This is a genomic window from Streptomyces sp. NPDC003032 (assembly GCF_053591415.1).
In genome coordinates this window covers 191,458-215,518 of the sequence record NZ_JBSFTT010000015.1, presented here as the reverse complement: position 1 = coordinate 215,518, position 24,061 = coordinate 191,458, and the positions used below count along the sequence as shown (strand labels likewise).

Below are 24,061 nucleotides of genomic sequence, written 5' to 3'. Positions count from 1 at the left end.
AGGATGATCGAGATCCGCAAACAGAACCCCGCCTTCGGCCTCGGCACCTACACCGAACTCCCCTCCTCCAACCCCGCCGTCCTCGCCTTCCTCCGCGAGCGCGGGGACGACCTGGTCCTGTGCGTGCACAACTTCTCCCGCTTCGCCCAGCCGACCGAGCTGCGTCTGCGGGCTTTCGACGGCCGCCACCCGGTGGAGCTGATCGGCGGGGTCCGCTTCCCGGCCATCGGTGAACTGCCCTACCTCCTCACACTGGCGGGCCACGGCTTCTACTGGTTCCGGCTGACCGAACAGCCACGACGTCCGCCCGCACCCGCGGTGCACTTTTGAAGGGACGTGTGTCGCATGCTGAAGACCGCATCGCAGTCGCCCGGCAGCCTCAGCCCTCCACAGCTGCTGACCTCGTTGGCCGGGATACTCCGTGGATGGCTGCCCGAGCAGCGCTGGTTCGCGGGCAAGGGCCGCCCCGTCACTGATCTGGCCGTGCTGTCCATGACCGAACTGCACCCCGGGTGCCTGCACCTGCTGATCCGTACGGGACCCGTCGGGCCGCCCGAGGACTGCTACCAACTCCTCCTCGGCGTCCGCGAACACGTACCTCTCCGGCTCCACCACGCGATCGTCGGCCGGCCCGACGCGGGCCCCCTGGAGGGCCTCACCGTGTACGACGCCCTCCTGGACCCCTGGTCGGCGGGGCTCCTCCTCGAACGCCTGCGGGTCCCCGGCGAGACGGGCCCCCTGCGCTTCGAACGGGACGCGCGGACCGTGGTGCCCGCGGGCCTCCCACCCCGGCTGCTCGGCGGGGAGCAGTCCAATACTTCGCTGGTGTACGGAGATTCCTTCATCCTGAAGCTGTTCCGACGCGTCCAGTACGGCATCAACCCGGACCTGGAGGTGCCGTGGGCCCTGGCCGGCCGGGGCTGCGCCCGGGTGCCCGCCCCCGTGGCCTGGTTCTGGACCACCGAGCCGCGCAAGGCGACGCTCGGCGTGCTCCAGCCGTTCCTGCCCGAGGCGACCGACGGCTGGACCCTGGCGCTGCGCTCCCTCGCCCTGGGCGAGGACTTCACCGACGAGTCCTACGAACTGGGGCGCGCCACCGCCGAGGTGCACCTGGCGCTGGCCCAGGCCTTCGGGTCCGAGCCCCCCGACCCGTACGGCGGCAGCCCGCTGGCCGCCGCCATGACCGGGCGGCTGGAATCCGCGGCCCTTCAGATGACGGCGCTCGTCCCTTACGTGTCCCGGCTGAAGACCGCGTACGGCGCCGTCGCGGGGCGCGGTCCGGGCCGCGAGGCCCAGCGTGTCCACGGCGACCTGCACCTCGGTCAGGTGCTCCGGGCGGGGGACCGGTGGTTCATCATCGACTTCGAGGGCGAACCGGCCCGGCCGCTCGACGAACGCCGACGGGCCCAGGCGCCCATACGCGATATCGCGGGCATGCTGCGCTCCTTCGACTACGCGGCCCACACCCGGCGCCCCTGGCGGCCCCGGTGGGTGCGGCGGTGCCGGGAGGCCTACTGCGCCGGGTACGCCGCCGAGTCGACCTGGGATCCGCGCGCGGAGGCCGAGCTGCTGCGGGCCTACGAGACGGACCGGGCGGTGTACGAAGCGCTGTACGAGGCCAGGCACCGTCCGGACTGGCTACCTGTCCCCATGGCGGCGATCGCCCGCCTCGCAGAGGAGAGCTGAGACCGTGGAAACAACAGCCACCGCAACGCAGGCTCCCCCGCGCGCCGCGGAAACCGGCCGCGCCCCCGTCCCCGAGGCGTCCCTCGACGCGCAGGACCGGCAGCGGCTCCTGGCGGGCACCCACCACGACCCGCACGCCGTGCTCGGCGCGCACCCGGTGCCCGGCGGCATCGCCTTCCGGGTCCTGCGCCCGTACGCCGAGGCGGTGACGCTCGTCACCGAAGAGCGGACGGTGCGGCTGAACGACACGGGCGACGGCCTGTTCTCCGCGGTGCTGGGGCTCGACGCGATCCCCGAGTACCGGCTGCGCGTGACGTACGACGGTCACGACATCGAGTACGAGGACCCGTACCGCTTCCTGCCCGCCCTCGGCGAACTCGACCTGCATCTGATCGGTGAGGGCCGGCACGAGGAGTTGTGGAAGGCGCTGGGGGCGCACCCGATGACCCACCAGGGTGTGCGAGGCACCCGCTTCACGGTGTGGGCGCCCAACGCGAGGGGAGTGCGGGTCTGCGGCGACTTCTGCCACTGGAACGGAGCCGCCCATCCGATGCGCTCGCTCGGCTCGACCGGCGTGTGGGAGCTGTTCCTGCCCGGGATGGACGTGGGGGCCCTCTACAAATTCGACATCACCCGCCCCGACGGCACGCACACCGTGCGCGCTGATCCGATGGCGCGCCGCGCCGAGGTGCCGCCGGCCACCGCCTCCGTCGTCACGCAGTCGTCGTACGTGTGGGGGGACGACGCGTGGATGGCGCACCGCGCCGACCGCCCCGTGTGCCAGTCCCCGTTCTCGGTGTACGAAGTCCATCTGGCGTCCTGGCGACCCGGTCTGACCTACCGTCAGCTCGCGGACCGGCTCACGGCCTACGTCACGGAAGCGGGCTTCACCCATGTGGAGTTCATGCCGGTGGCCGAGTACCCCTTCAGCGGTTCGTGGGGCTACCAGGTCACCGGGTTCTACGCCCCGACATCCCGCATGGGCACGCCCGACGACTTCCGCCACCTGGTCGACACGCTGCACCAGGCGGGTATCGGCGTGATCCTGGACTGGGTGCCCGCCCACTTCCCCAAGGACGACTGGGCGCTGGCGGCGTTCGACGGAGAGCACCTGTACGAACCGGGGGACCCGCGGCGCGCCGAACACCCCGACTGGGGCACCCTCACCTTCGACTACGGCCGCAAGGAAGTGCGTAACTTCCTTGTCGCCAACGCGAATTACTGGTGTGAGGAGTTCCACGTCGACGGGCTGCGCGTCGACGCCGTGGCCTCGATGCTCTACCTCGACTACTCGCGCGAGGACGGACAGTGGGCGTCCAACGAGTCCGGCGGCCGCGAGAACCTCGACGCGGTGACGTTCCTCCAGGAGATGAACGCGACCGTCTACCGCCGCAGTCCCGGCGTCGTCACCATCGCCGAGGAGTCCACGGCCTGGGACGGCGTGACGCGGCCCACCCACCACACCGGACCCGGCGGCTTCGGTGGTCTCGGCTTCGGGCTGAAGTGGAACATGGGCTGGTCGCACGACTCCCTGGAGTACATCAGCCGCGACCCGGTGCACCGCGAGTACCACCACAACGAGATGACGTTCGCGATGGTGTACGCGTACAGCGAGAACTACGTCCTGCCTCTCTCGCACGACGAGGTCGTCCACGGGAAGCAGTCGCTGGTCTCCAAGATGCCCGGCGACTGGTGGCAGCGGCGCGCCAACCACCGCGCCTATCTGGGCTTCATGTGGGCCCACCCCGGCAAGCAACTCCTCTTCATGGGGCAGGAGTTCGCGCAGGGCGCCGAATGGTCGCAGGAGAGCGGCCTGGACTGGGGGCTCCTGGACCCGGCCTACCCGGCGCGGCCGGACCACGAGGGCGTACTGCGCCTCGTGCGGGACCTCAACCACCAGTACCGAGCCGCTCCCGCCCTCTGGGAGCGGGACACCGAACCGGCCGGCTTCTCCTGGATCGTGACGGACGCGGCCCAGGACAACGTCCTGGCGTTCCTCCGCCACGCCGCGGACGGCACCCCGCTCCTGGCGGTCTGCAACTTCTCGCCGGTGATCCGCCACGACTACCCGCTCGGCGTCCCGGAGGAGCCCCCCGCCTGGGTGGAGGTCCTCAACACCGACGCGGCACGCTACGGCGGCGGGGACGTCGGCAACCCGGACCCGCTGAAGCCCGAGCCCGAGCCGGCCCACGGCCGCCCGGCCCGCCTGCGCGTCACCCTGCCGCCGATGGCCACGGTCTGGCTGCGCCCGGAGTGACGGCAGGCGGACGTCGTCCTGATCCGCGCGCGTATGTCAGCGGATCGTGACGTCGACGGGCTTGGAGACGGCGCCGCCGCCGACGATGCGAATCTTGTTGGGGCCCGTGAAGCCGAGCTTGACGCGGACGTTGTACGTGTGGTTGCGGTTGGTGTTCATGCGGATCGGCAGGGAGACCCACCGCTTGTGCTGAAGCTGCTGCAACGTCACGGGGGTCCCGGCGGGCAGCCGCTTGGAGGCCCCTTGGACGCGGAACTGGTGCCAGGCCTTGGCGGACTTCACCGTTGCCTTCGCGGTGAGCGTGGGCCGCTGTGCCGCCTGGCGGCGCGAGTCCGGGTCGTCGGAGGCGAGCGCGTTGGCGACGGTGAGCGGGGCGGCGCACAGCAGCAGGCCGGCGCTGAGGGTGACGGCACGCGTCAGGGCAGGGTTCATGCGATCTCCAGGGGAGCCAGAGGTACGGGGACCGCAGTAATTAAGGCAAATAATCCCAATGTGTGTGGAATGACATGCGAGGGGATCGGCCTCGGCCGAGGCCGATCCACCCTGTCGGCCCATCGCCGGGTCACCGCGTCCCCGGCGGCCGCCATTCGAGGAGCAGCAGCGTCGCGTCGTCCTGCAGCTGGTTGTCCTGCCGGTCGATGATGGAGTGGATGAGCTGACGCAGCGCCTCCGGAGCGGATTCGCCCGCGGCCGTGGCCCGGATGATGCTGTCGGTGAACCGCTCAAGGCCGAACTGGCCGCTCCCGGTCCGCAGCTCGGTGACGCCGTCGGTGTACATCAGGACGCGGTCACCCGGCTGGAGCGCCTCCTCGTGCACCTCCCACGGTTCGCGCGCGAGCAGAGCGGGCGTCCCCAGGGGAGCCTGGGCCGGCCGCTCGAGCGCACGGTCGAGCACGCGGTGGTCCCGGATCAGCAGGGGCGGTGGGTGACCGCAGTTGCACCACCGCAGGACCCCTCCCGCCAGGTCCAGCTGGGCGAGGATCCCCGTGCAGAACTGCTCGGGCAGCCACCGGGCGAGCGCGTCCTGGACCGTGTCGACGAGCTCGGGCAGGTCGATCTCCGCCCGGCGGGCGTTGCGGCAGCCCGCCATGGCCACGGCGGTCGTCAGGCCGGACGCGAGATTGTGGCCCATGGCGTCGAGGATCGTCACGTGCAGGGTGGAGTGCGTCAGGGAGTGGTCGAAGACATCACCGCCGATGTCGTACGCCGGTTCGAGGACAGCGGTCGAGATGACATCGGAGTTGCCGATCGTCCTGGGCGGCATGAAGGCCCGGAGCATCTCGGCGGGCAGATGCATGGTCTGGGTCCGCGTCCGGCGGGCGAAGGTGTCGCTGTAGGCGCGCTTCGAGGTGATCACCATGGCCAGGATCGAGGCGAGCGTTCGGCAGCGCCGCAGCAGCGCCCCGTCGATGACCGCGGACGTGGCACCGATGACGCCGAGCCGCTCGACACCGTCGATCAGCGGCAGCCAGGTGGTGATCCGGCCCTGGGGCAGCTCCTCGACGCGCAGCGCGTGGGCCCGGTAGGCCGAACCGGCCACGGAGCTGTCCACGCCGAGGGCGGGCGGCCCCTCGGTCAGCGGCACCAGATACCGCTGCTGGAGGTCCACCAGATATACGTCGATCCGGTCGAGCCCGGCGGCGTCGGCGAACCGCTGCACCAGGCCGGGAAGCTCCACCGGGGTCGCCGCATGCGCCGCGGCGAGCAGCTGTTCGAGCAGCTGCTCACCGGGACCGGGCGCCCTGGGCTGGCTCGTCATCTGTGATCACCACCTCACAGGCAGTCTCACATCGGGCCCCGGATCCCGCCCGCGTTGAGAGGACGAACGGAGAGCCCGCCCCCGTGACCTTGGTCCCCCGGGCGAGTGAGGAAGGTCCCGGTATGCGGCGTTCCGATTGCGGAATCACACGACAGACCGCAGGAACCGGCGGCTGAGGAGAAGGCTGTGCGAAGGGACATCGGGGTGAACAAGGGGAGCGGGTGGAAGGCCGACGGAGACGGGTCGACCCGGTACGCGGCGGACCGGGACGACCGGGAGACGCGGCCGCCCGCGTGGGCCGGTGCCGGGCCGTCGCGGGCGCCCAGGCGGCTCCGCCTCGTCAGGCCGGGCGGGCAGTGGCCGGCTCCCGCCGAGCACGACGAGTGGCGGCCCGACGTGCCGGGGCCCGGCGAGCGGCGCTCCGGTGCGCCCGGCGGGAGGTTGCCGTCGGACGTCCCGCGGGAGGCGCGCGGCGCGCCCTGCTGGCTGAGCCTGGCCGCGCGGGACGTCCGGGCCGCCGAGGAGTTCTACGGCCGCGTCCTCGGCTGGTGCCGCGTGCCGCTGCTCGGCCCGCCGGGCAGGCCGCGCTCCCTCATGCTGAAGGCCGGGGCGCCGGTGGGGACCATCTGCCGGACCTCCTGCGAACCGGGAGCCCACGCCGGCTGGACGCCGTACTTCGCCGTCGACGACGTGGACGGCGCGGTGGGCCGGCTCCGCGACCAGGGCGCCACCGTGGCCGTCGGACCGCTGTCCACCCCCGCCGGGCGCGCCGCGGTGGCGGCGGGGCCCGAGGGGGCCGTGTTCGGACTGCGCCGCCAGGCCCCCGACAGCCGCTGGACGGTCGGGGACGGCCCCGTCGCCCGCCTCGAACTGCACACCCAGGACATCTTCGCAGCGGCCCTCTTCTACGGCGGCGTACTCGACTGGGCGGGCAGGCCCGCCGAAAGCAGCACCGTGGAGTACGTCCACGACCGGATCGTGGTGCGGGACGGAACGCGCGCGATCGCCGCGCTCACGCAGGGAGCGGCGCCCGGCACCAAGGGCCGGTACCGCTGGCACACGTCGTTCCGCGTGGCGGACGTCGACGCGGCCGCCGCCGAGGCCGTGCGCCGGGGCGGACGCGTCATCGCACCACCCCACGGGACCGGCACCCGGCGGGAGGCCGTGCTGGGGGACCGCGAGGGCGTCCCCTTCGCGGTCCTCGCGAGCTGAACGCACACGTCAGCCGAACCGCACACGTCACGACTCACAGGGAAACCGACCATGCTCGTACGAACGATCGACCCGGAACAGACCACCGATCCGACCGAGGAGATAAAGGGCGGAGAGGGAGCAGCCGCCCCGCTCCCGCTGATCGAGGAAGCCCACCAGGTGGCGCCGGAGGACGCGCGGGAGCTGTCGAGGCTCTTCTTCGACCGGCTCGCGACGCTGGAGGAGGGGTCGCCCGACCACGCGTACACGCGCAACACCCTCATCGAGATGAACCTCTCGCTGGTGCACTACGTGGCGGGCCGGTTCCGCAACCGCGGCAACGGCCAGCTGGAGGACATCGTGCAGGTCGGGACCGTGGGCCTCATCAAGGCGATCGACCGGTTCGACGCGAGCCGCGGGTTCGAGTTCGTCTCGTTCGCGGTGCCCTGCATCCTCGGCGAGATCAAGCGCTACTTCCGCGACACCAGCTGGGCCGTGCACGTCCCGCGCAGACTGCAGGAGCTGCGCTCCGAGCTGTCCCGGTCCCAGGAGCGGCTGTCCTGCGCGCTCGGCCGCGAGCCCACCGTCAAGGAGCTGGCGGCCGACCTGGAGGTGACCGAGGAGCAGGCGCTGGAGGCGGTCATGGCCGCCAACGGCTACGCGGCCGGGTCCCTGGACGCCCCGCACGGTCCGGCCGACGAGGGAGAGACGTACAAGAGCGGCCGCTCGCTCGCCGACGTCATGGGCGCCCCGGACCCCGCCATGGACGTCTTCGAGCACCTCCACGCCCTGGCACCGCTCCTGGCGGAACTCGGCGAGCGCGAGCGGCGCATCATCGAGATGCGCTTCGGCCAGGAGATGACGCAGTCCGAGATCGGCGCCGCCCTCGGCATCTCGCAGATGCACGTGTCACGGCTGCTCTCCCGGACCCTGGCCGAGCTGCGCACGGGTCTGCTCACCAGCGAGTGACCGCGGATCACCTCCGAGACGATCAGGTCGTTGCTGCCGTCGTCGCCGAGCTCCGCCAGCCGGTGGTCGGCACCTCCTCGACGCCGTCCGGGGGACGCGGCGCGATCTCGGTACCGGGGCGCGTCGGCTGTGCTGGCCGTGCCGGTCGTGGTCCGCCTCCTGCGGTGCGTGCTGCGTACCACATCCCCCAACAGAACTAGCCCCGGGAGCATTCTGCCTCGTCGTCCGACTCCCCTGTGGCCGCGCTGTCCCTGTTCCGGGGCCGATCGCGGATCATCGACATCAGCAGCTCGTGGGTCTCGGCGTCCGCGGCCGCCACAAGCCCGCGACCTCCCTGGCCTCCCCGGCTTCCCCGGCTTCCCCGGCCGATGGGGACGCCGTCGACCCCGGTGACCACGCATCCCGCTGCCCGGCAGAGCGCGATGCCCGCGGCGAAGTGCACGCTCCGCGACAGGTCTCCGCCGTCGGTGACGTACGCGGCGCGCTTGCCGGACGCGACCCAGGCCAGCGCCAGCGTCGAGGACACGACCCGCGGGCGGTAGCGCTCGACGAACCCCGGGTGGGCGAGCAGGTCCACTGCCCGGAACCCTGGCGCGCTCGGAAACGGCGGGTCCAGGTTGACGTCCACCAGCCGGCCGGCGGACGAGGGCGTCAGCCGTGCGGCGCCCTCTTCACCTCGTACGTAGGCGGACTCGCCGTCGGTGCAGAAGACCTCGCCGCTGAAGGGGTCCGCCACCGCCGCCGCGCCGTCGCGCAGCGCCACATTGACGGCCACCAGCATGGTGCCGACGGCGTAGTTCAGCGTGCCGCACAGGGGGTCGATCAGCCACTGGCGTGCGACGTCCGCCGCGCCCCGCTGCCCGCCCTCCTCACCGAGCACCCCGTCCGCGGGGCGCGCGGCACGGAGGACGCCGAGGATCGCCTTCTCGGCCGCCACGTCGGCGGCCGTGGCGAAGTCCCCGGCGCCCTTGTCGATACGGGCCAGTCGGCGGCCGTACAGGTCGCGCACCACGGCCGCGCCGGCGCGGGCCGCGGCTGTCGCCACCTCGGTGTCGTCAAGGCCGGTGGGTGTGTCGATCATGGCGCGCAGAGTAGCGGCGAGGGGACGGCCTTGAGGGTGTGGTCGCGAGGACGGACAGGGAGACATGCGTCACATCGGCGGTTGTCACATCCTTGGCCGGTCGGTCCGTCAGTGGTGTGTAGCCATCGACAACGGCAGAGGAGCGCACACCATGGACGCACGCTTGAACTTCTTCACCAGCCCGATCGCCGGCAAGGCCCTGAAGCACCTCACCTCGGCCTCAAAGGCGCTCTCGGACTCGACGCTGCCGACCGCCACGCAGGAGCTGGTGAAGATCCGCGCCAGCCAGATCAACGGCTGCGGATTCTGCCTCGACATGCACACCAAGGAAGCGGCCGCCGAGGGCGAGTCCTCGCTCCGTCTCAACATGATCGCGGCATGGCGGGAGGCGAAGGTCTTCACCGAGGCCGAGCGGGCCGCCCTGGAACTGGCGGAGCAGGGCACCCGCATCGCGGACGCGGCCGGTGGCGTCACGGACCAGGCCTGGGCCGACGCGGCCAAGCACCACGACGAGGAGCAGCTCACCGCGCTGGTCTCGCTGATCGCCCTCATCAACGCCTTCAACCGCCTGAACGTCATGGTCCAGCAGCCCGCCGGCGACTACCAGGTCGGCCAGTTCGGATAGGCCGGACGTGCGGAAGACCGCCAGGGCCCGGGCGAGTTGCCGCCCGGGCCCTGCGGCGTCCCCGCAGAGGTGAGGCGTCTTCGCACAGAGAGCAGAAACAGGGAGCAGAAACAGAGAGCAGAAATGGAGAAGCGCGGTCGGCGAGCCACGGCTAGCGTGACCGCCATGCACCAGCTCGACGCCGACGCCGACGGCGACGGCGACGTCCTCGCGCTCATCGATCGGTGAACGAGATGTCCGAACGCGAACTGACGTGCGGCGGCCACTGGTTAGTCTGACGCTCCGGACGCTCGAAGCCGACCGGATGATCGAGCCGGGCGGCGCCGACGGAGCCCGCGAAGACGGCCCCGCCCCGAACATGGAGACACGACACGATGAGCAAGGCCCCGAGTACGGACCCACAGCCGCCCGCGTCGCACCCCGCCGACAGCCACGACCTGATCCGCGTGCACGGCGCGCGCGAGAACAACCTCAAGGACATCAGCATCGAGATCCCGAAGCGCCGCCTGACGGTGTTCACCGGCGTCTCCGGCTCGGGCAAGAGCTCCCTGGTGTTCAACACGATCGCCGCCGAGTCGCAGCGGATGATCAACGAGACGTACAGCGCCTTCGTGCAGGGCTTCATGCCGACGCCGGCGCGGCCCGACGTCGACGTACTCGACGGGCTGACCACCGTGATCACCGTCGACCAGCAGCGGATGGGCGCCGACCCGCGCTCCACGGTCGGCACCGCCACCGACGCCAACGCGATGCTCCGCATCCTCTTCAGCCGGCTCGGCGAGCCGCACATCGGCCCGCCCGGCGCGTACTCCTTCAACACCGCGTCGGTCCGGGCGAGCGGCGGCATCACCGTGGAGCGCGGCGACGCCAAGACGAAGACCGTCAAGGCGACCTTCAACCGCGTCGGCGGCATGTGCACGCGCTGCGAGGGCCGGGGCAGGGTCTCCGACATCGACCTCACCCAGCTCTACGACGACTCCAAGTCGCTCTCCGAAGGCGCCTTCACCATCCCGGGCTGGAAGTCGGACAACGTCTGGACCGTCGGGGTCTACGCCCAGTCCGGCTTCCTCGACCCCGACAAGCCGATCTCCCGCTTCACCAAGAAGGAGATGCGGGACTTCCTCTACGGCGAGCCGACCAAGGTCAAGGTCAACGGCGTCAACCTCACCTATGAGGGACTGATCCCCAAGATCCAGAAATCGTTCCTGTCCAAGGACAAGGAGGCGATGCAGCCGCACATCAGGGCGTTCGTGGAGCGCGCGGTCACCTTCACCGTCTGCCCCGAGTGCGACGGCACCCGGCTCAGCGAGGGCGCCCGGTCCTCGAAGATCGACAAGATCTCCATCGCCGACGCCTGCGCCATGGAGATCAGGGACCTCGCCAAGTGGGTCCGCGGCCTCGCCGAGCCGTCGGTGGCACCGCTGCTCACCGCGTTGCAGCAGACCCTCGACTCGTTCGTCGAGATCGGCCTCGGCTACCTCGCGCTCGACCGACCGGCAGGCACGCTCTCCGGCGGTGAGGCGCAGCGCGTCAAGATGATCCGCCACCTCGGCTCCTCGCTCACCGACGTCACGTACGTCTTCGACGAGCCCACCATCGGCCTGCACCCCCATGACATCGAGCGGATGAACAACCTGCTGCTGCGGCTGCGGGACAAGGGCAACACGGTGCTCGTCGTGGAGCACAAGCCGGAGACGATCGCGATCGCCGACCACATCGTCGACCTCGGCCCCGGCGCCGGTACGGCGGGCGGCACCGTCTGCTTCGAGGGCACCGTGGAGGCGCTGCGGGCCAGTGACACCGTCACCGGCCGCCACCTCGACGACCGGGCCGCGCTCAAGGAGGCGGTGCGGACACCCACCGGCAAGCTGGAGATCCGCGGGGCCACGGCGAACAACCTGCGCGACGTCGCGGTCGACGTCCCGCTCGGCGTGCTCTGCGTCGTCACCGGCGTCGCCGGTTCCGGCAAGAGCTCCCTCCTGCACGGCTCGATCCCGGCCGACGCGGGCGTGGTGTCGGTCGACCAGACCGCCATCAAGGGCTCCAGGCGCAGCAACCCGGCGACGTACACCGGACTGCTCGATCCGATCCGCAAGGCGTTCGCGAAGGCCAACGGCGTCAAGCCGGCGCTGTTCAGCGCCAACTCCGAGGGCGCCTGCCCCACCTGCAACGGCGCCGGTGTCATCTACATGGACCTGGCGATGATGGCCGGAGTCGCCACCCTGTGCGAGGACTGCGAGGGCAAGCGGTTCCAGCCCTCCGTCCTGGAGTACCACCTCGGCGGGCGCGACATCAGCGAGGTGCTCGCGATGTCCGTGACCGAGGCCGAGGAGTTCTTCGGCGCGGGCGAGGCGCGTACGCCCGCGGCGCACAAGATCCTCGAACGGCTGGCCGACGTCGGGCTCGGCTACCTCACCCTGGGCCAGCCGCTCACCACGCTGTCCGGCGGTGAGCGGCAGCGGCTCAAGCTGGCGACGCACATGGGGGAGAAGGGCGGCGTCTACCTCCTCGACGAGCCGACCACCGGCCTCCACCTCGCCGACGTCGAGCAGCTGCTCGGCCTCCTCGACCGGCTCGTGGACTCCGGCAAGTCGGTCATCGTCGTCGAGCACCACCAGGCGGTCATGGCACACGCCGACTGGATCATCGACCTCGGCCCCGGCGCCGGCCACGACGGCGGCCGCATCGTCTTCGAAGGCACCCCCGCCGACCTCATCGCGGCCCGCTCCACCGTCACCGGCGAGCACCTCGCGGCGTACGTCGGCACACCGGCGGGGCGTCCGCGACGCTGAGGACGTCACCGGAGGCGGGGTCGGGAGAAGCACCGATTAACGGTGACGCCCTCCCCTTGGGCAGGATGGGGCCATGACCGAGATCCGCACGCCCCGCCTCCTCCTCCGCCGCTGGCACGACGACGACCTCGCGCCGATGGCGGACATCAACGCGGACCCGCGGGTCATGGAGTGGGTCGACGACGGCCGGGTGCGCGATCTGGAGGAGACCGCGGAGGCCATCGAGCGGTGGGAGGAGGAGTGGGACGACGAGGGGCTCGGCCTCTTCGCCGTCGAGCTCCTGGCCTCCGGCGAACTGGCCGGTTTCACCGGGCTGTCCTACCCCGACTTCCTGCCGGACGCCGGCTCCGACGCGGCCATCAGCTGGCGGTTCGGCTCCCAGTTCTGGGGTCAGGGGTACGCGTCCGAAGCCGCCCAGGCCACGCTGGAGTTCGCGCTCCAGGACCGGGGGCTCGACCGGGTCGTCAGCTTCAGCCGGCTGGGCGACAGCGCCTCCGAGAACGTCATCCGCAAGCTCGGCATGGTGCTGGAGCGCGAGACGGTGCACCCGGTGTACGGACACGCGCTGCACGTGCACGCCATCGATCTCACCGAGTACCAGGCGTGAGGCGCGGCCCGCGGACGTGACCGTGCCCGCGCGGGCTACAGCAGGTGGGCGTTGGGCGACTTCGCCGCGTCGGCGTACTCGGGCAGTTCGAGGACGGTGACGCCGGCCGCCTCCAGATGCTCCGTGCTCCGCGCGTCGCTCACGAAGGTGCCGGGCTCGCGCCAGGCCGTGACCACGCGCCGGAGCCCGGCCTCGCTGATCAACTGGGCGCAGGGGCGGGCCCGCGAAGCGCGCTTCCCGCACGGTTCCAGGGAGCTGTACAGCGTCGCCTCGGAGAGGCGCGGATCGTCGGCGTCGATCTTGGCGAGGGCGCTCTCCTCGGCATGGTCGTCCGCGCCCGTCTCGCGGGAGTGGGCGCGGGCCAGCTCGGTGCCGTCATCGGCGATGACGACCGCTCCCACGCTGAACGCGCTGTCCGAGGGCGGGCACTGCTCGGCGAGCCGGCAGGCGACGGCCAGCCAGGCCCGGTCGGCCACGGTGGGCCGATCGGCGGGGCCGGGCCGGCCGCAGGCGGAGGGGGTACGGTCGTTCATACGGTGCTGGCCTCCTCGATGGCGTATCGCACGAGTACCACGTACCCCGTGGTTCTAGGCCGTGTCAGCGACCTCGCTCCGTACGGTGAGGCGGTCGGCCAGATACCGCTGGAACTGCCACAGGGGACGCTCCAGGTGGGAGAAGCGCCCGCCCGACGGGGCGGGACCGGTGGCCAGGCCGCGCTGGACACCCCGCACGGCGACCAGGTCCTCGTTCTGGATCACCTCGAACTGCCGCCGCGACGCCGCCACGTACGCGTCGAAGTCCGGCCGCCGCTCGGCCTGCGCCGGGACCAGCACCGTCACGAGCGCGTCGTGCGTGACCGGGCCCGTCGGCACCCAGCGCACGAACGTGACGCTGTCGGGCAGCAGGGCCATCACCAGATTCGGGAAGACCCCCGCGACCGTCATGCCGGACAGCTGCCGCGCGCCGAGCCCGGGAATGAGCGTGCCGACCACGGGCGCGTCCCCTTCCGCCCGCGCGGCCCCCGCTTCGGCCGCGAACGGGGTGTACATGCTGAACCAGCGTCCGTCGCTCTCGTCGACGACGGTGTCCTTGCCGGGGACGAGGGTGTCGAGCGTGCCGGCGTGCGTTCCCATGTGGTGGTAGTTCTCCGAGCCGTTCTCGAAGGCCACCTTCCAGTTCGCGGGCACACCGTCCCACCGGTCCGTGTACGCGACCACCAGGTCCGCGACGCCGTACGGCGCGAGCCGGTCGCCCAGCTCCGTCAACTGCGGCGCCAACGGCGGCACATCGGGGTCGGCGCAGACCATGAGCAGCCCGTTCCAGACCTCCAGGCGGCGTTGGGGCAGTCGGCACGCCGCGCGGTCGAAGTCGACCTTGCCCATCATCGGGGCACCGGCCAACTGTCCTACGTACTCGCCGTTCAGCCGGTACGTCCAGGTGTGGTACGGACATGTGAGGCGCCGCAAGGAGCCCTGCTCGGGGGTCGTCTCGGGCGGCAGGACGTCCATGAAGCGGTGCCTGCACACCCGGGACAGCGCGTGCAGCCCGCCGTCCTCGTCGCGCGTGATGACCAGCGGCTCACCGGCCGCGTCGGTGCGCAGGTAGTCACCGGGCCGGGCGACCTGAGCGACGTGGCCGACGCACAGCCAGTCGCCGCGGAAGACACGTTCGTGCTCCAGCCGGTGGAAGTCCTCGTCGGTGTAGGCGCGGGCGGGCAGGGTCTCGCCGCGCTCAAGGGGCAGCTCGGAGAGGCGCGCCAGTTCGTCGAGCAGAGGGTCGAGTGTGTGGTGGGCGGGGTGTAGCCCGTCGTGCGTGCGCTGATGTCCGTCGTGCAGCATGGTGGCACCGCCTTCGTCCGGGATCTCCTTGGATCTCCTTGGGGTCTCCTTCCATGCTGGGAGGCCGTCCCCGGCGGTGAATCGCCGCCGAGGACGACATTCCGGTACATCCTTTGGATTACTGGCAAATCGGCTCGGTGTCGCGGGCCGGGCAGGGGCCGCCGTCCGGCAGGGTCACGACGCGGTCGGCGGCGGCGATGCCCGCCCGCTCGTGGGTGACAAGGAGCGTGGTGCGGCCGCGGGTGGCGTCGAGGATGTCGGCGAGCACAGCGGCCGCGGTGTCCGGGTCGAGCCCCTCGGTGGGTTCGTCCAGGACGAGCACGGGCGGGTCGGCGAGCAGCGCGCGGGCCAGCAGCAGGCGGCTGCGCTGGCCGCCCGACATCGCGGAGCCGTCCCCGCCGAGCAGGGTGTCCCAGCGGTCGGGCAGCGACTCGACCCAGTCGAGGAGCCGGGCCCCGCGGACCGCTTCGCGCAGGTCGGCGTCCGTGGCGTCGGGGCGGGCCAGGAGGAGGTTGGCGCGGATCGTGGTGTGGAAGACGTGCGCGTCCTGGGTCATGCCGGTGATCGCGCGGCGGGCGTCGGCGCCCGCGATGTCGCGCAGTTCGCGGCCGCCGACGCGAATGCTCCCGGATTCGTACGGGACGAACCGCATCAGCGCCGCGATCAGCGTCGACTTGCCGGAGCCGCTGGCGCCGAGGAGCACGACCCGGCGGCCGGGCGGCAGCCGCAGGCTCACCCCGTCCAGTGCCGGAGGCCCGCCGGGGCGGTGGCGCACCCGCAGGCCGGTGATGTCGACGCCGAGCGGCTCGTCGCGGGGGAGCGGGACCGGGGCGGGCGGGTCGACGACGGGGGGCGGTGTGCCGAAGAGGTCCGCCAGCCTACGGGCGGAGGCCCGCACTTCGGCGAGGCGCCGGGCGGCGGCGGGCAGCGACGTGAGGGCCTCGAAGGAGACCAGGGCGAGGACCGCGAGGACGGTGAGATGTACGGCGGGCAGCGCACCGGCCGCGTGCGCGCGCAGCGCCGTCCAGGTGACGCCGACCGTCGCCCCGCCCTGGAGCAGCAGCACCGCGGCCGAGGCCAGCGAGGTGGTCAGGGCCTTGTGGCGCTCCAGTGCGGCGATCCGGGCGGCGGCCCGGCAGACCCGCCGGTGGGCCCGGCCCCGGGCGCCGTACGCGGCGAGGTCCGCCGCCCCCTGGGTCAAGTCCAGGGTGAAGGCGGTGAGTTCGGCGCGCGCCGCCTTCTCCGCGCGGCCCGCGCGCCGGGACAGCGCGAGCACCAGGGCGGGCACCAGGAGCCCCGCCACGGCAAGGAGCAGCCCGAGCAGGACGCCCGCCTGCGGCAGCAGTACGGCTGCCGTCCCGGTGGCGGCGACGGCCACCGTCCAGGCGGCGGCGGCCGGGAGCAGGACCCGCAGCAGCAGGTCCTGGGCGGCGTCCACGTCGTCGACGAGGCGGGTCAGCAGATCGCCGCTGCGGAAAGCGGGCGTGCCCGCCGGGGCGAGCGGCACCAGAGCCTCGTACACCCGGGTGCGGAAGCCCGCGACGGCCCGCAGCACGCCGTCGTGGCCGAGGAGCCGATCGCCGTAGCGCAGCGCTCCGCGCCCCAGGGCCAGCGCGCGCACGGCGACGATCGCCAGGGCCACCGAGGCGAGCGGCGGCTGCTGTGCGGCGCGGGTGATCAGCCAGGCGGCGGTGGCCATCAGCGCGGCGGCGGCGAGTTCGCTGCCGGCCGATGCGAGCGCGGCGGGCAACAGTCTGCGCCAGTACGGCAGGAGCTGACGCAGGAGGCGGAAGGTGGCGCGCGGCTCGCGCGCCGGGGCGGGGGCCTTGGCGAGGGCGGTCACGAGGCCACCAGCCCTTCCGTGAGCGGGGTTCGGGGGAGGGCGAGGCTGCCCGCACGCACCGTGACGATCCGGTCGGCGTGGGGCAGCAGACTCGTGCGGTGTGCGACCACGACCGAGGTCCGGCCGCGCATGAGGTCGACCGTGGCGCGCGTGACCGCGGCCTCGCTCTCGGGGTCCAGGTGCGCGGTCGGTTCGTCCAGGAGCAGCACGGGCGCGTCCTTGAGGAACGCCCGTGCCAGGGCGACGCGTTGGCGCTGCCCAGCGGAGAGCCCCGCGCCGTGCTCACCGAGCACCGTGTCGTACGCCTGCGGCAACTGTGCGACGAAGAGGTCCGCCGAGGCCGCCCGCGCCGCCGCCCGCACCTCGGCGTCGCTCGCGTCGGGGCGCCCGAGCCGGATGTTGTCCGCGACGGACGCCGCGAACAGATGCGGGCGCTGCGGCACCCACGCCACCTGGGCACGCCACTCGTCGGGGTCGAGGTCCGCGAGGTCGGTGCCGCCGACCGCGACCCGGCCCGACGCGGGGGCCACGAAGCCGAGCAGCAGCGCCAGGAGCGTCGACTTGCCCGCCCCGCTCGGGCCGATCAGAGCCACGTGTTCGCCGGGGCGCACGGCGAGGGAGACCTGCCGGAGGGCGGGCGCGGCGCGGCCCGGGTACTGGACGGTGACCTCGTCGAAGCACAGGGACGCCGCGCGGGCGTCGGGGGTGCGGGCGTGGCCGACGGCGGGCGCCTCCTCGTCGTCGAGGAGCGCGAAGACCCGCTCGGCCACCGCGATGCCCTCGGCGCCGTCGTGGAAGGCGGCGCCCGCGGCGCGCAGCGGCAGGTACGCCTCCGGGGCGAGGAACAGCACGGTCAGGGCCGTACGCAGGTCCAGATCGCCCCCGAGCAGCCGCAGCCCGACCGGGACGGCCACCAGCGCCACGGAGAGGGTGGCGACCGTCTCCAGGACGAAGGAGGACAGGAACGCCACGCGCAGCGTCCGCATGGTGGCCCGCCGGTGGGCGTCCGCCATCTCGCCGACGACCTGGGCCTGATGCCGCTCCCGGCCGAACGCGCGCAGCGTCGGCAGCCCGGCCACCACGTCCAGGAAGTGACCGCCGAGGCGCGCGAGCAGCGTCCACTGCCGGGCCGTGCGCCTGGCGGTGTGCATGCCGACCAGCGCGCCGAACACCGGGATCAGCGGCAGCGTCACGACGATGATCAGCGCCGAGGTCCAGTCGGTCCACGCCAGCCAGGCGACGACGGTGAGAGGTACCACGGCGGTGGCCGTCATCGTGGGCAGGTAACCGACGACGTACGGGTCCAGGGCGTCGAGGCCGCGGCTGAGCAGCGTGGCCGTCTCACCGTGGCGGTGGGCCGCGAGCCGCAGGGGGCCGGTCTGCCGCAGCCCGCCGGTGATCCGGTCCCGCAGCGCACACTTGGCATCGGCCGCGGCGCGCTGCGCGAGCACTCCGCGGGCCCAGATCAGCAGCGCGCGCAGCGCCATCACGGTGCCCAGCGTGACCAGCGGCACGGCTTGGAACTCGCGCCCGGCGAAGCCGTCCGCGAGGACCGTGGCCAGCAGGGCCGCCTGGGCGACGACGAGCCCGGCGCCGAGCAGTGCCAGCGCCGTGGAGATGCTCATGTGGCGCCGCAGTGCGGGAAGTTCGCGCATGAGCCGGCGTTCGACGGGCTTCATGGTGGGGCCTCTCTCGTCGCGTGCGCGGCTCAGTCGCATACGCGGCTCGGAAGTAGCTGGTGACGTCAGAAGTAGCTGGGGTGACGGCGGCCCGTCCGGCCCCGGAAGGCCCACCAGCTCCACGCCTGGTACGCGAGGATCACCGGCACCACCAGGACCCCGAACGCGCTCAGGATCTTCAGGGTGGCGCCGTCCGTCATGGCATGGTCGATGTCCAGGCCCTCGCCCGCCGAGCTGATCAGCAGATACGGATAGTGGCCGGCGCCCACGAGCAGCACGGGCAGCGCCGTCGCACAGCAGGTGGCGACGAACGCGAGGACGTCGTGCCCGTGGGAGAGCCACCACCAGGCGCCCGCGAGCGCCGCCGTGAACAGGACGGTGATGATCGCCGCGGTCGCGCGGTTCGTCATCGAGGCGCCCGCTCCGAAGAGTGTGAGGAGCAGCGCGAGGGAGCCCACGGCGGCGGCCCCGCACACCAGCCCGGCGCCCAACTCCCTTGCTCTCGCGGCAAGGTCCGGCTCGGACCGCAGGGCGACGAAGGCCGCGCCGTGCGCCGCGAAGAGCAGCGCGGTGGTGACACCGCAGGCCAGCACGAACGGTGTGAAGACGTCACCGAACCCGATGTGGAAGCTCCCGTCGGCCCGACGGGGCACGCCGTGCAGCAGCAGCCCCACGACGAGTCCCCAGCACACGGCGGGAAGCCCGCCGCCGAACACGATCAGGGCGCCCCACCACCGGCGGCCGAGGGCGCCGCGGGAGCGGCGCCGCAGCTGGATCGCGGCGTTGCCGAGGACCAGGCCGACGAGGATCGCCACGATCAGCGGGTACAGGCCCGACAGGAGGGTGCCTTCCAGGTGCGGGAAGGCGCCGAACATGACGCCGGCGAAGGCGACCAGCCAGACCTCGTTGCCGAGGAAGAACGGCGCGATGGCGTCGAGGGCGGCGTTCTGCTCGCGGCCGTCGAGGGGGGAGGTCTGCTCCCGTCCGTCGAGGGGGGAGGTTTGCTCCCGGCCGCCGAGCGAGGGGTGCAGCATCTGTACGCCGTAGTCGTACCCGCCGAGCACGAAGTACCCGGCGAGCAGCAGGCCCAGGAGGGCCAGCCAGAGGATCTCCAGACTCATTTCACTCCGCTCTTCTCCATATAGGCGCTGTCGGGCAGCTCGTCGGGGAGCGGCTCGGTGGTGCCGAGTTGGGTGGCCCCCGGGCCGCGGCGGGCGAATTTCGTGATCAGGGTCCAGTTCGTCACCGCCAGCGCCAGGAAGACGGCGATGAACACGGTGCAGGACACGGCCAAGGAGGCGGTGCTGACGTTCGACAGCGCGTCCTCGACCTGCAACTCACCGTGGATGAGCCAAGGCTGGCGCCCGACCTCGCGGACGACCCAGCCGCCCGCGGCGGCGATGAAGGGGAACGGCACCGTCGCCACCAGGACGTAGGCGAGGGGACGCCAACGGATCAGCCAGTCCTTCCACAGCAGGATGACGGCGATGAACATGATGGTGGACACCGTGTTGCCGATGATCGTCATCACGTCCATCGAAATCCGGATCGCGTCCTGCCAGGGCACGTAGTTACCCGGTCCGTGCTCCTTGACGAGCTGGGCCTGCACCTCGGCGACGCCGCTGTTCTCCAGGACCGCGTGCTTCATGGGCTGGGTCCGCTCGATCACCGGCCGCTGCATTTCGCCGACGACGACGACGAAGAAGGAGGCGACCATGCTCACCCACACCCCGAGGCGCAGGGAGCCGCGGAACAGCTCGGTCTCCTTGGTGCCCCGGGCGAAGTGCCAGGCGCTGATCCCGGCGACGAAGACCCCGCCCGTCGTCAGCGCGGCCAGCGCGATGTGGCCGAGCGCGACCAGGGCGCTGGAGTTGGTGAGCAGCGCCCCGAAGTCGGTCAAGTAGGCGACGCCGTCGCGCACTTCGTAGCCGACGGGGTGCTGCATGAAGCCGTTGGCGACCATGATCCAGTACCCGGAGGCGTACGCGGTCAGGGCCACCAGCCAGATGAGCGTGATGTGCACACCTCTGCGCAGACGACCCCAGCCGAAGATCCACATGCCGAGGAAGGTGGACTCCGCGAAGAAGGCGATGAGGGTTTCGAGCGCCAGCGGGGCGCCGAAGACGTTGCCCGCGAACTTGCTCAGGCCGCTCCAGCTGAGCCCGAACTGGAACTCCATGACCAGGCCGGTGACGATGCCGACCGCGTAGTTGATGACGTACAGCTGCCCCCAGAAGCGGGTCATGCGCTCCCGGACGGCTCTCTTGACGGGGTCACGGGTGTACGCGGCCCGGGTGTGCATGATCGCCACGAGAGGGACGAGCCCCATGGTGAGGATCACGAACAGCCAGTGGATGCCGGTCGTGGCCGCGAACTGGAGTCGGGCCAGATCCGCAGCGCTCATGATGCGACCTTCTTCGGTGAGGGAGGGAGGGACGGGCGGGCGGTCGGGGCCGGGGCCGGTGGCCCCGCTGGAAACGACCGTAGGGAGAATCGCTTATGCGTTCCAAGACCGGTTTCGTCATGTGCAGATGACCCAGAAGGCATAAGTGAAGGTGGACCATGGATCTTCTCCAGCTGCGCTACTTCCAGGCCGTGGCCCGTTACGAGCACATCAGCCGCGCCGCCGAGGAGCTGCGGGTCGCCCAGCCCTCGCTCAGCCGTGCCATCGCGCGCCTGGAGGCCGATCTGGGCTCCACGCTCTTCGACCGGCAGGGCCGCCGTATCCGGCTCAACCAGTACGGAGCGATCTTCCTGCGCCATGTCGACCGCGCCCTGAGCGAGCTGGACGACGGCCGCAGGGCCGTGCGTGAGGGGCGCGACACGGGGCTCGGCAGGGTCAGCGTCGCCTCCGAGACGCTCCTGACGATCACGCCGCTCCTGGCCAGCTTCCGGGCCGCATACCCCCGCGCCGACGTGCGGCTCTTCCAGTCGAACGCGGAGGACATGGACCGCCGGCTGCGCGCCAGGGAGGTCGACTTCTGCGTGGCGTCACAGCCGTTGACCGGGGCGAACCTCGAATCGGTCGAGCTGAGCCGGGAGGAGGTGCTGCTCGCGGTCCCGCTGGGGCACTGGCTCGACGGGCGGGAGCGCGTGACGATCCCGGAGATCGCCGACGAGCCCTTCGTCACCACGCGGACCGGCCACTGGCAACGCGCCCTTTTGGACCGCCTGTTCGCGTCCGAAGGGCTGACCCCGCTGCTGACCTGCGAGGGCGACGAACCGGCCGCCAGCCAGGACATGATCAGCGCGGGCCTCGGCATCGGCCTCATCCCGGCGGTGTCCCGCCAGGTCCGTTCGCACATGCGCGTCCCGGTCGCCTGGGTGCATGTGGACGCGCCCGACTGCCACCGCGTACTCACCCTGGTGTGGAACCGCGACACCTACCTGTCGGAAGCGGCCCTGAAGTTCCGGGAGTTCACCACCAGCAGGCCCTTCGCGACACACCACCTGCCCGATCCGCGCCGCGACGGCATCATGTAGGCATGATCACCATTCATCTGAAGTACGAGATCGACACCGACAAGCTCGAGGACTTCGAGGAGTACGGCCGCCGCTGGGTCGGACTCGTCAACCGTTTCGGCGGGACGCACCACGGCTACTTCCTGCCGAGCGAGGGCGACAGCGATATCGCCTACGCCCTCTTCTCGTTCCCCAGTCTCGCCGCGTACGAGCAGTACCGCACGGACAGCGTGTCCGATCCGGAGTGCCAGGACGCGTTCGAACTGGCTCGTCGCACGCGCTGCGTCAAGCGGTATGAACGCCGCTTCCTGCGGCCGCTCGACGGGGTGTCCTAGGCCGGGGGAGACCCGGACCCGCCGCTGACAGGGCGGCGGGCTACCGGGCTACCTGTCCCTGGACAGAGCGAGAAGTTCCGCGAAGAGCCCGCCGCCCTGGGCGAGTTCGTCGTAACGGCCCTGCTCGGTGATGCGCCCGTGCTCCATGACGAGGATGCGGTCCGCCACCCTCGTGTTCTCCAGCTGGTGGGTGACCACGATGGTGATCCGGTCCGCGGCGATGCTCTTGATCCGGGTGAAGATGTCGCGCTCGCCCCGGGCGTCCATCTGTGAAGTCGGCTCGTCCAGGATCAGCAGCGGCGGGCGACGGTAGAGCGCCCGTGAGCACGCCAGACGCTGCCACTGCCCGCCGGACAGCTCGGCACCGCCCCACACCTCACGGGCGAGCAGCGTGTCGAGGCCGCCCGGCAGTTCCTCCACCGCGTCGCGCATCCCGACGGCGTCGACGGCGTCCCAGACAGGTCCGTCGTCGACGGTACGGGGCTGCCCGAGAGTGACGTTCTCCCGGACGCGCAGCGGCCACTGGGCGAAGATCTGCGGGACGAGGCCGGTGCAGCTCCACACGGAATCCGGATCGACCGAGGCGAGGTCCATGCCGTTCCACAGGACACGTCCCTTGTCCGCCAGGTAGATGCCGGTGATCAGCCGCGTGAGGGTCGACTTCCCGGAGCCGTTCTCCCCGACGACGGCGAGCACCTCTCCGCGCCGCAGGGTCAGGGAGACGCCGTCGACCGCCGGGCGGTCCTTGCCGGGGTACCGGTAGGTCACCTCGTCGAGGCGGATCTCCTCGACCGGCGCGGCGACTTCCCGTCCGCCGCGCTTGGGGGCGCGTGCGGCGGCATCGTCCAGGAAGGTCTGCATGTCGGTGAGGTACAGACTGGTGTGGAAGACCGCGGCTCCGTTGATGACGACCTGGGAGAGGGCGGCGAGCGCGGTCTGTACGGCGACGATGGCGGTGGCGGCGATGGCGAGCGGGACGCGGCCGGTCACCGCCAGCCACGCGAGACCCGCCCAGGTACCGGCGAGGAAGACGCCGCCGAGGAGCGCGCTGGTGAGCGCGATGCGCAGGTTGCGGGGAGCGGCGGCCAGGGTGCGCCGGTCGATCCGTTCGGACAGGGAGCGGTACCAGAACAGCAGGTAGGAGGTCATGCCGTTGGCGCGGACCTCGTCGGCGTACTTGGGCGTGGTGGCCCACCAGCGCGTCATGTGCCGGACGTTGCGGTCGCTGACGTTGGCGTAGTGGACCTCGTAGTCGACACGGGCCGTCATGACCGCACCGACGCCGGCCGGCAGGACCGCGAGCACCAGCAGGGGCAGCATCAGCGGGTGGAGGCAGGACAGTACCCCGCACGCGGTGACCATCTTGATCAGCGCGGACATGAACCGCTGGGAGTCGGTGATCATCACATGCGTGCGGGTCACCCCCATCTCGGCGGCCTCCTGCCGGTCGGCGAAGCCCTCCGCGGCATGGGCGGCGGCCTCGACCCGGCAGACGGCTTCGACGAGTCCCGTGTCGGCCTTGGTGATGACCGGCGGGGTCAGGCGCCGCTCGGCGTAGGTGGCCACCCCGGTGCACAGCCGCCCGAGTCCGGCCGCCGCCGCGACGACGAGGAGGGCGGGCAGGGCCTCGTGCAGACGACCGGACACGGACCCCGCACCCAGCAGCCGGTGCATGGCGCGGGCGGTCGCCGTCAGCAGCACGGCGGCGGACACACCGGTGACGGCCTGGCAGCCCAGCAGCAGCAAGACGGCCGCGCGGTCGGCGGCCCACGCCATGCGCGCGATCCGCCGCAGTACGGCGGGCAACCGCAGACAGAGCGCGCCGAACGACGCCTCGCCCAACGGATTGACGCTGTACTCACCGGAGTACTTGATCTCAGCGGGCGGCGGCGCCGGCACCCCACTGCTCGCGGAACCCGCGGCGGTCACACGCTCAC

At 71.8% G+C, this 24,061-nt stretch carries 19 protein-coding genes and 1 pseudogene; 10 read left to right on the top strand and 10 right to left on the bottom strand.

Annotation, left to right across the window (positions count from 1 at the left end):
• The 3 genes from ACWDZ7_RS22610 to glgB form a co-directional block, all read left to right on the top strand.
• The coding region (locus tag ACWDZ7_RS22610) for an alpha-glucosidase C-terminal domain-containing protein (RefSeq protein ID WP_451799227.1) at positions 1-330 on the top strand (330 nt) is incomplete at its 5' end.
• A 15-nt stretch (positions 331-345) separates the two neighbouring features.
• The gene (locus tag ACWDZ7_RS22605) at positions 346-1,686 is read left to right on the top strand and encodes a maltokinase N-terminal cap-like domain-containing protein (RefSeq protein ID WP_451799225.1); all 1,341 of its coding nucleotides are present in this window, start codon (positions 346-348) and stop codon (positions 1,684-1,686) included.
• 4 nt (positions 1,687-1,690) lie between these two features.
• Positions 1,691-3,943, top strand: coding sequence for a 1,4-alpha-glucan branching enzyme (glgB, locus tag ACWDZ7_RS22600; protein WP_451799224.1), 2,253 nt, complete (start codon positions 1,691-1,693; stop codon positions 3,941-3,943).
• 36 nt (positions 3,944-3,979) lie between these two features.
• On the opposite strand, the gene ACWDZ7_RS22595 is transcribed toward glgB, so the two are convergent.
• Together ACWDZ7_RS22595 and ACWDZ7_RS22590 are read right to left on the bottom strand one after the other, a co-directional pair.
• The gene (locus ACWDZ7_RS22595) at positions 3,980-4,375 is read right to left on the bottom strand and encodes a hypothetical protein (protein ID WP_451799223.1); all 396 of its coding nucleotides are present in this window, start codon (positions 4,373-4,375) and stop codon (positions 3,980-3,982) included.
• Positions 4,376-4,505: 130 nt separating this feature from the next.
• Complete coding sequence (locus tag ACWDZ7_RS22590) at positions 4,506-5,702, bottom strand: PP2C family protein-serine/threonine phosphatase (RefSeq protein ID WP_451799221.1); 1,197 nt, start codon at positions 5,700-5,702, stop codon at positions 4,506-4,508.
• A gap of 186 nt (positions 5,703-5,888) precedes the next feature.
• On the opposite strand from ACWDZ7_RS22590, the gene ACWDZ7_RS22585 reads away from it, so the two are divergent.
• Positions 5,889-6,914 carry a VOC family protein gene (locus ACWDZ7_RS22585; protein ID WP_451799219.1) on the top strand — a complete coding sequence of 342 codons (1,026 nt, stop codon included), beginning with the start codon at positions 5,889-5,891 and terminating at the stop codon, positions 6,912-6,914.
• A 51-nt stretch (positions 6,915-6,965) separates the two neighbouring features.
• Entirely contained in the window at positions 6,966-7,862 is an 897-nt protein-coding gene (locus tag ACWDZ7_RS22580; protein ID WP_451799217.1) for a SigB/SigF/SigG family RNA polymerase sigma factor, read from the top strand.
• A 196-nt stretch (positions 7,863-8,058) separates the two neighbouring features.
• On the opposite strand, the gene ACWDZ7_RS22575 is transcribed toward ACWDZ7_RS22580, so the two are convergent.
• Positions 8,059-8,943, bottom strand: a complete 885-nt coding sequence (locus ACWDZ7_RS22575) for an inositol monophosphatase family protein (protein WP_451799216.1) — start codon at positions 8,941-8,943, stop codon at positions 8,059-8,061.
• Positions 8,944-9,094: 151 nt separating this feature from the next.
• Between ACWDZ7_RS22575 and ACWDZ7_RS22570 the strand changes: the two genes are divergently transcribed.
• The 3 genes from ACWDZ7_RS22570 (at position 9,095) to ACWDZ7_RS22560 (ending at position 12,967) form a co-directional block, all read left to right on the top strand.
• On the top strand, positions 9,095-9,568 hold the full coding sequence (locus ACWDZ7_RS22570; RefSeq protein WP_451799214.1) for a carboxymuconolactone decarboxylase family protein: 474 nt from the start codon (positions 9,095-9,097) through the stop codon (positions 9,566-9,568).
• Between the two features lie 374 nt (positions 9,569-9,942).
• Positions 9,943-12,360 (top strand): ATP-binding cassette domain-containing protein, encoded by a 2,418-nt coding sequence (locus ACWDZ7_RS22565; RefSeq protein ID WP_451799212.1) that lies wholly within the window; start codon positions 9,943-9,945, stop codon positions 12,358-12,360.
• A 73-nt stretch (positions 12,361-12,433) separates the two neighbouring features.
• A complete protein-coding gene (locus ACWDZ7_RS22560; RefSeq protein ID WP_451799210.1) occupies positions 12,434-12,967 on the top strand; it encodes a GNAT family N-acetyltransferase in 534 nt (177 codons plus the stop codon).
• A 35-nt stretch (positions 12,968-13,002) separates the two neighbouring features.
• Here the strand turns inward: ACWDZ7_RS22560 and ACWDZ7_RS22555 are convergent.
• The 6 genes and pseudogenes from ACWDZ7_RS22555 to ACWDZ7_RS22530 form a co-directional block, all read right to left on the bottom strand.
• Positions 13,003-13,467: pseudogene (locus ACWDZ7_RS22555) on the bottom strand (deaminase); the annotation flags it as partial.
• Positions 13,468-13,554: 87 nt separating this feature from the next.
• On the bottom strand, positions 13,555-14,805 hold the full coding sequence (locus ACWDZ7_RS22550) for an aromatic ring-hydroxylating oxygenase subunit alpha (protein WP_451799208.1): 1,251 nt from the start codon (positions 14,803-14,805) through the stop codon (positions 13,555-13,557).
• A gap of 118 nt (positions 14,806-14,923) precedes the next feature.
• A complete protein-coding gene (cydC, locus tag ACWDZ7_RS22545) occupies positions 14,924-16,648 on the bottom strand; it encodes a thiol reductant ABC exporter subunit CydC (protein WP_451799206.1) in 1,725 nt (574 codons plus the stop codon).
• Entirely contained in the window at positions 16,645-18,327 is a 1,683-nt protein-coding gene (cydD, locus tag ACWDZ7_RS22540) for a thiol reductant ABC exporter subunit CydD (RefSeq protein ID WP_451799204.1), read from the bottom strand. Before cydD ends, cydC begins: the two co-directional genes overlap by 4 nt.
• 65 nt (positions 18,328-18,392) lie before the next feature.
• Positions 18,393-19,448, bottom strand: a complete 1,056-nt coding sequence (locus tag ACWDZ7_RS22535; protein ID WP_451799202.1) for a cytochrome d ubiquinol oxidase subunit II — start codon at positions 19,446-19,448, stop codon at positions 18,393-18,395.
• On the bottom strand, positions 19,445-20,731 hold the full coding sequence (locus tag ACWDZ7_RS22530) for a cytochrome ubiquinol oxidase subunit I (RefSeq protein ID WP_451799200.1): 1,287 nt from the start codon (positions 20,729-20,731) through the stop codon (positions 19,445-19,447). The genes ACWDZ7_RS22535 and ACWDZ7_RS22530 overlap by 4 nt, the downstream gene beginning before the upstream one ends.
• A gap of 158 nt (positions 20,732-20,889) precedes the next feature.
• Here ACWDZ7_RS22530 and ACWDZ7_RS22525 point away from each other — a divergent pair, with 158 nt between their 5' ends.
• Positions 20,890-21,810: a LysR family transcriptional regulator gene (locus tag ACWDZ7_RS22525; RefSeq protein ID WP_451799198.1), complete on the top strand. Its 921-nt coding sequence runs from the start codon at positions 20,890-20,892 to the stop codon at positions 21,808-21,810.
• A 2-nt stretch (positions 21,811-21,812) separates the two neighbouring features.
• Positions 21,813-22,124 (top strand): NIPSNAP family protein, encoded by a 312-nt coding sequence (locus tag ACWDZ7_RS22520; RefSeq protein ID WP_451799197.1) that lies wholly within the window; start codon positions 21,813-21,815, stop codon positions 22,122-22,124.
• A 48-nt stretch (positions 22,125-22,172) separates the two neighbouring features.
• Here ACWDZ7_RS22520 and ACWDZ7_RS22515 read toward each other — a convergent pair whose 3' ends face one another.
• Entirely contained in the window at positions 22,173-23,900 is a 1,728-nt protein-coding gene (locus ACWDZ7_RS22515; RefSeq protein ID WP_451799239.1) for an ATP-binding cassette domain-containing protein, read from the bottom strand.
• Positions 23,901-24,061 lie beyond the last annotated feature (161 nt).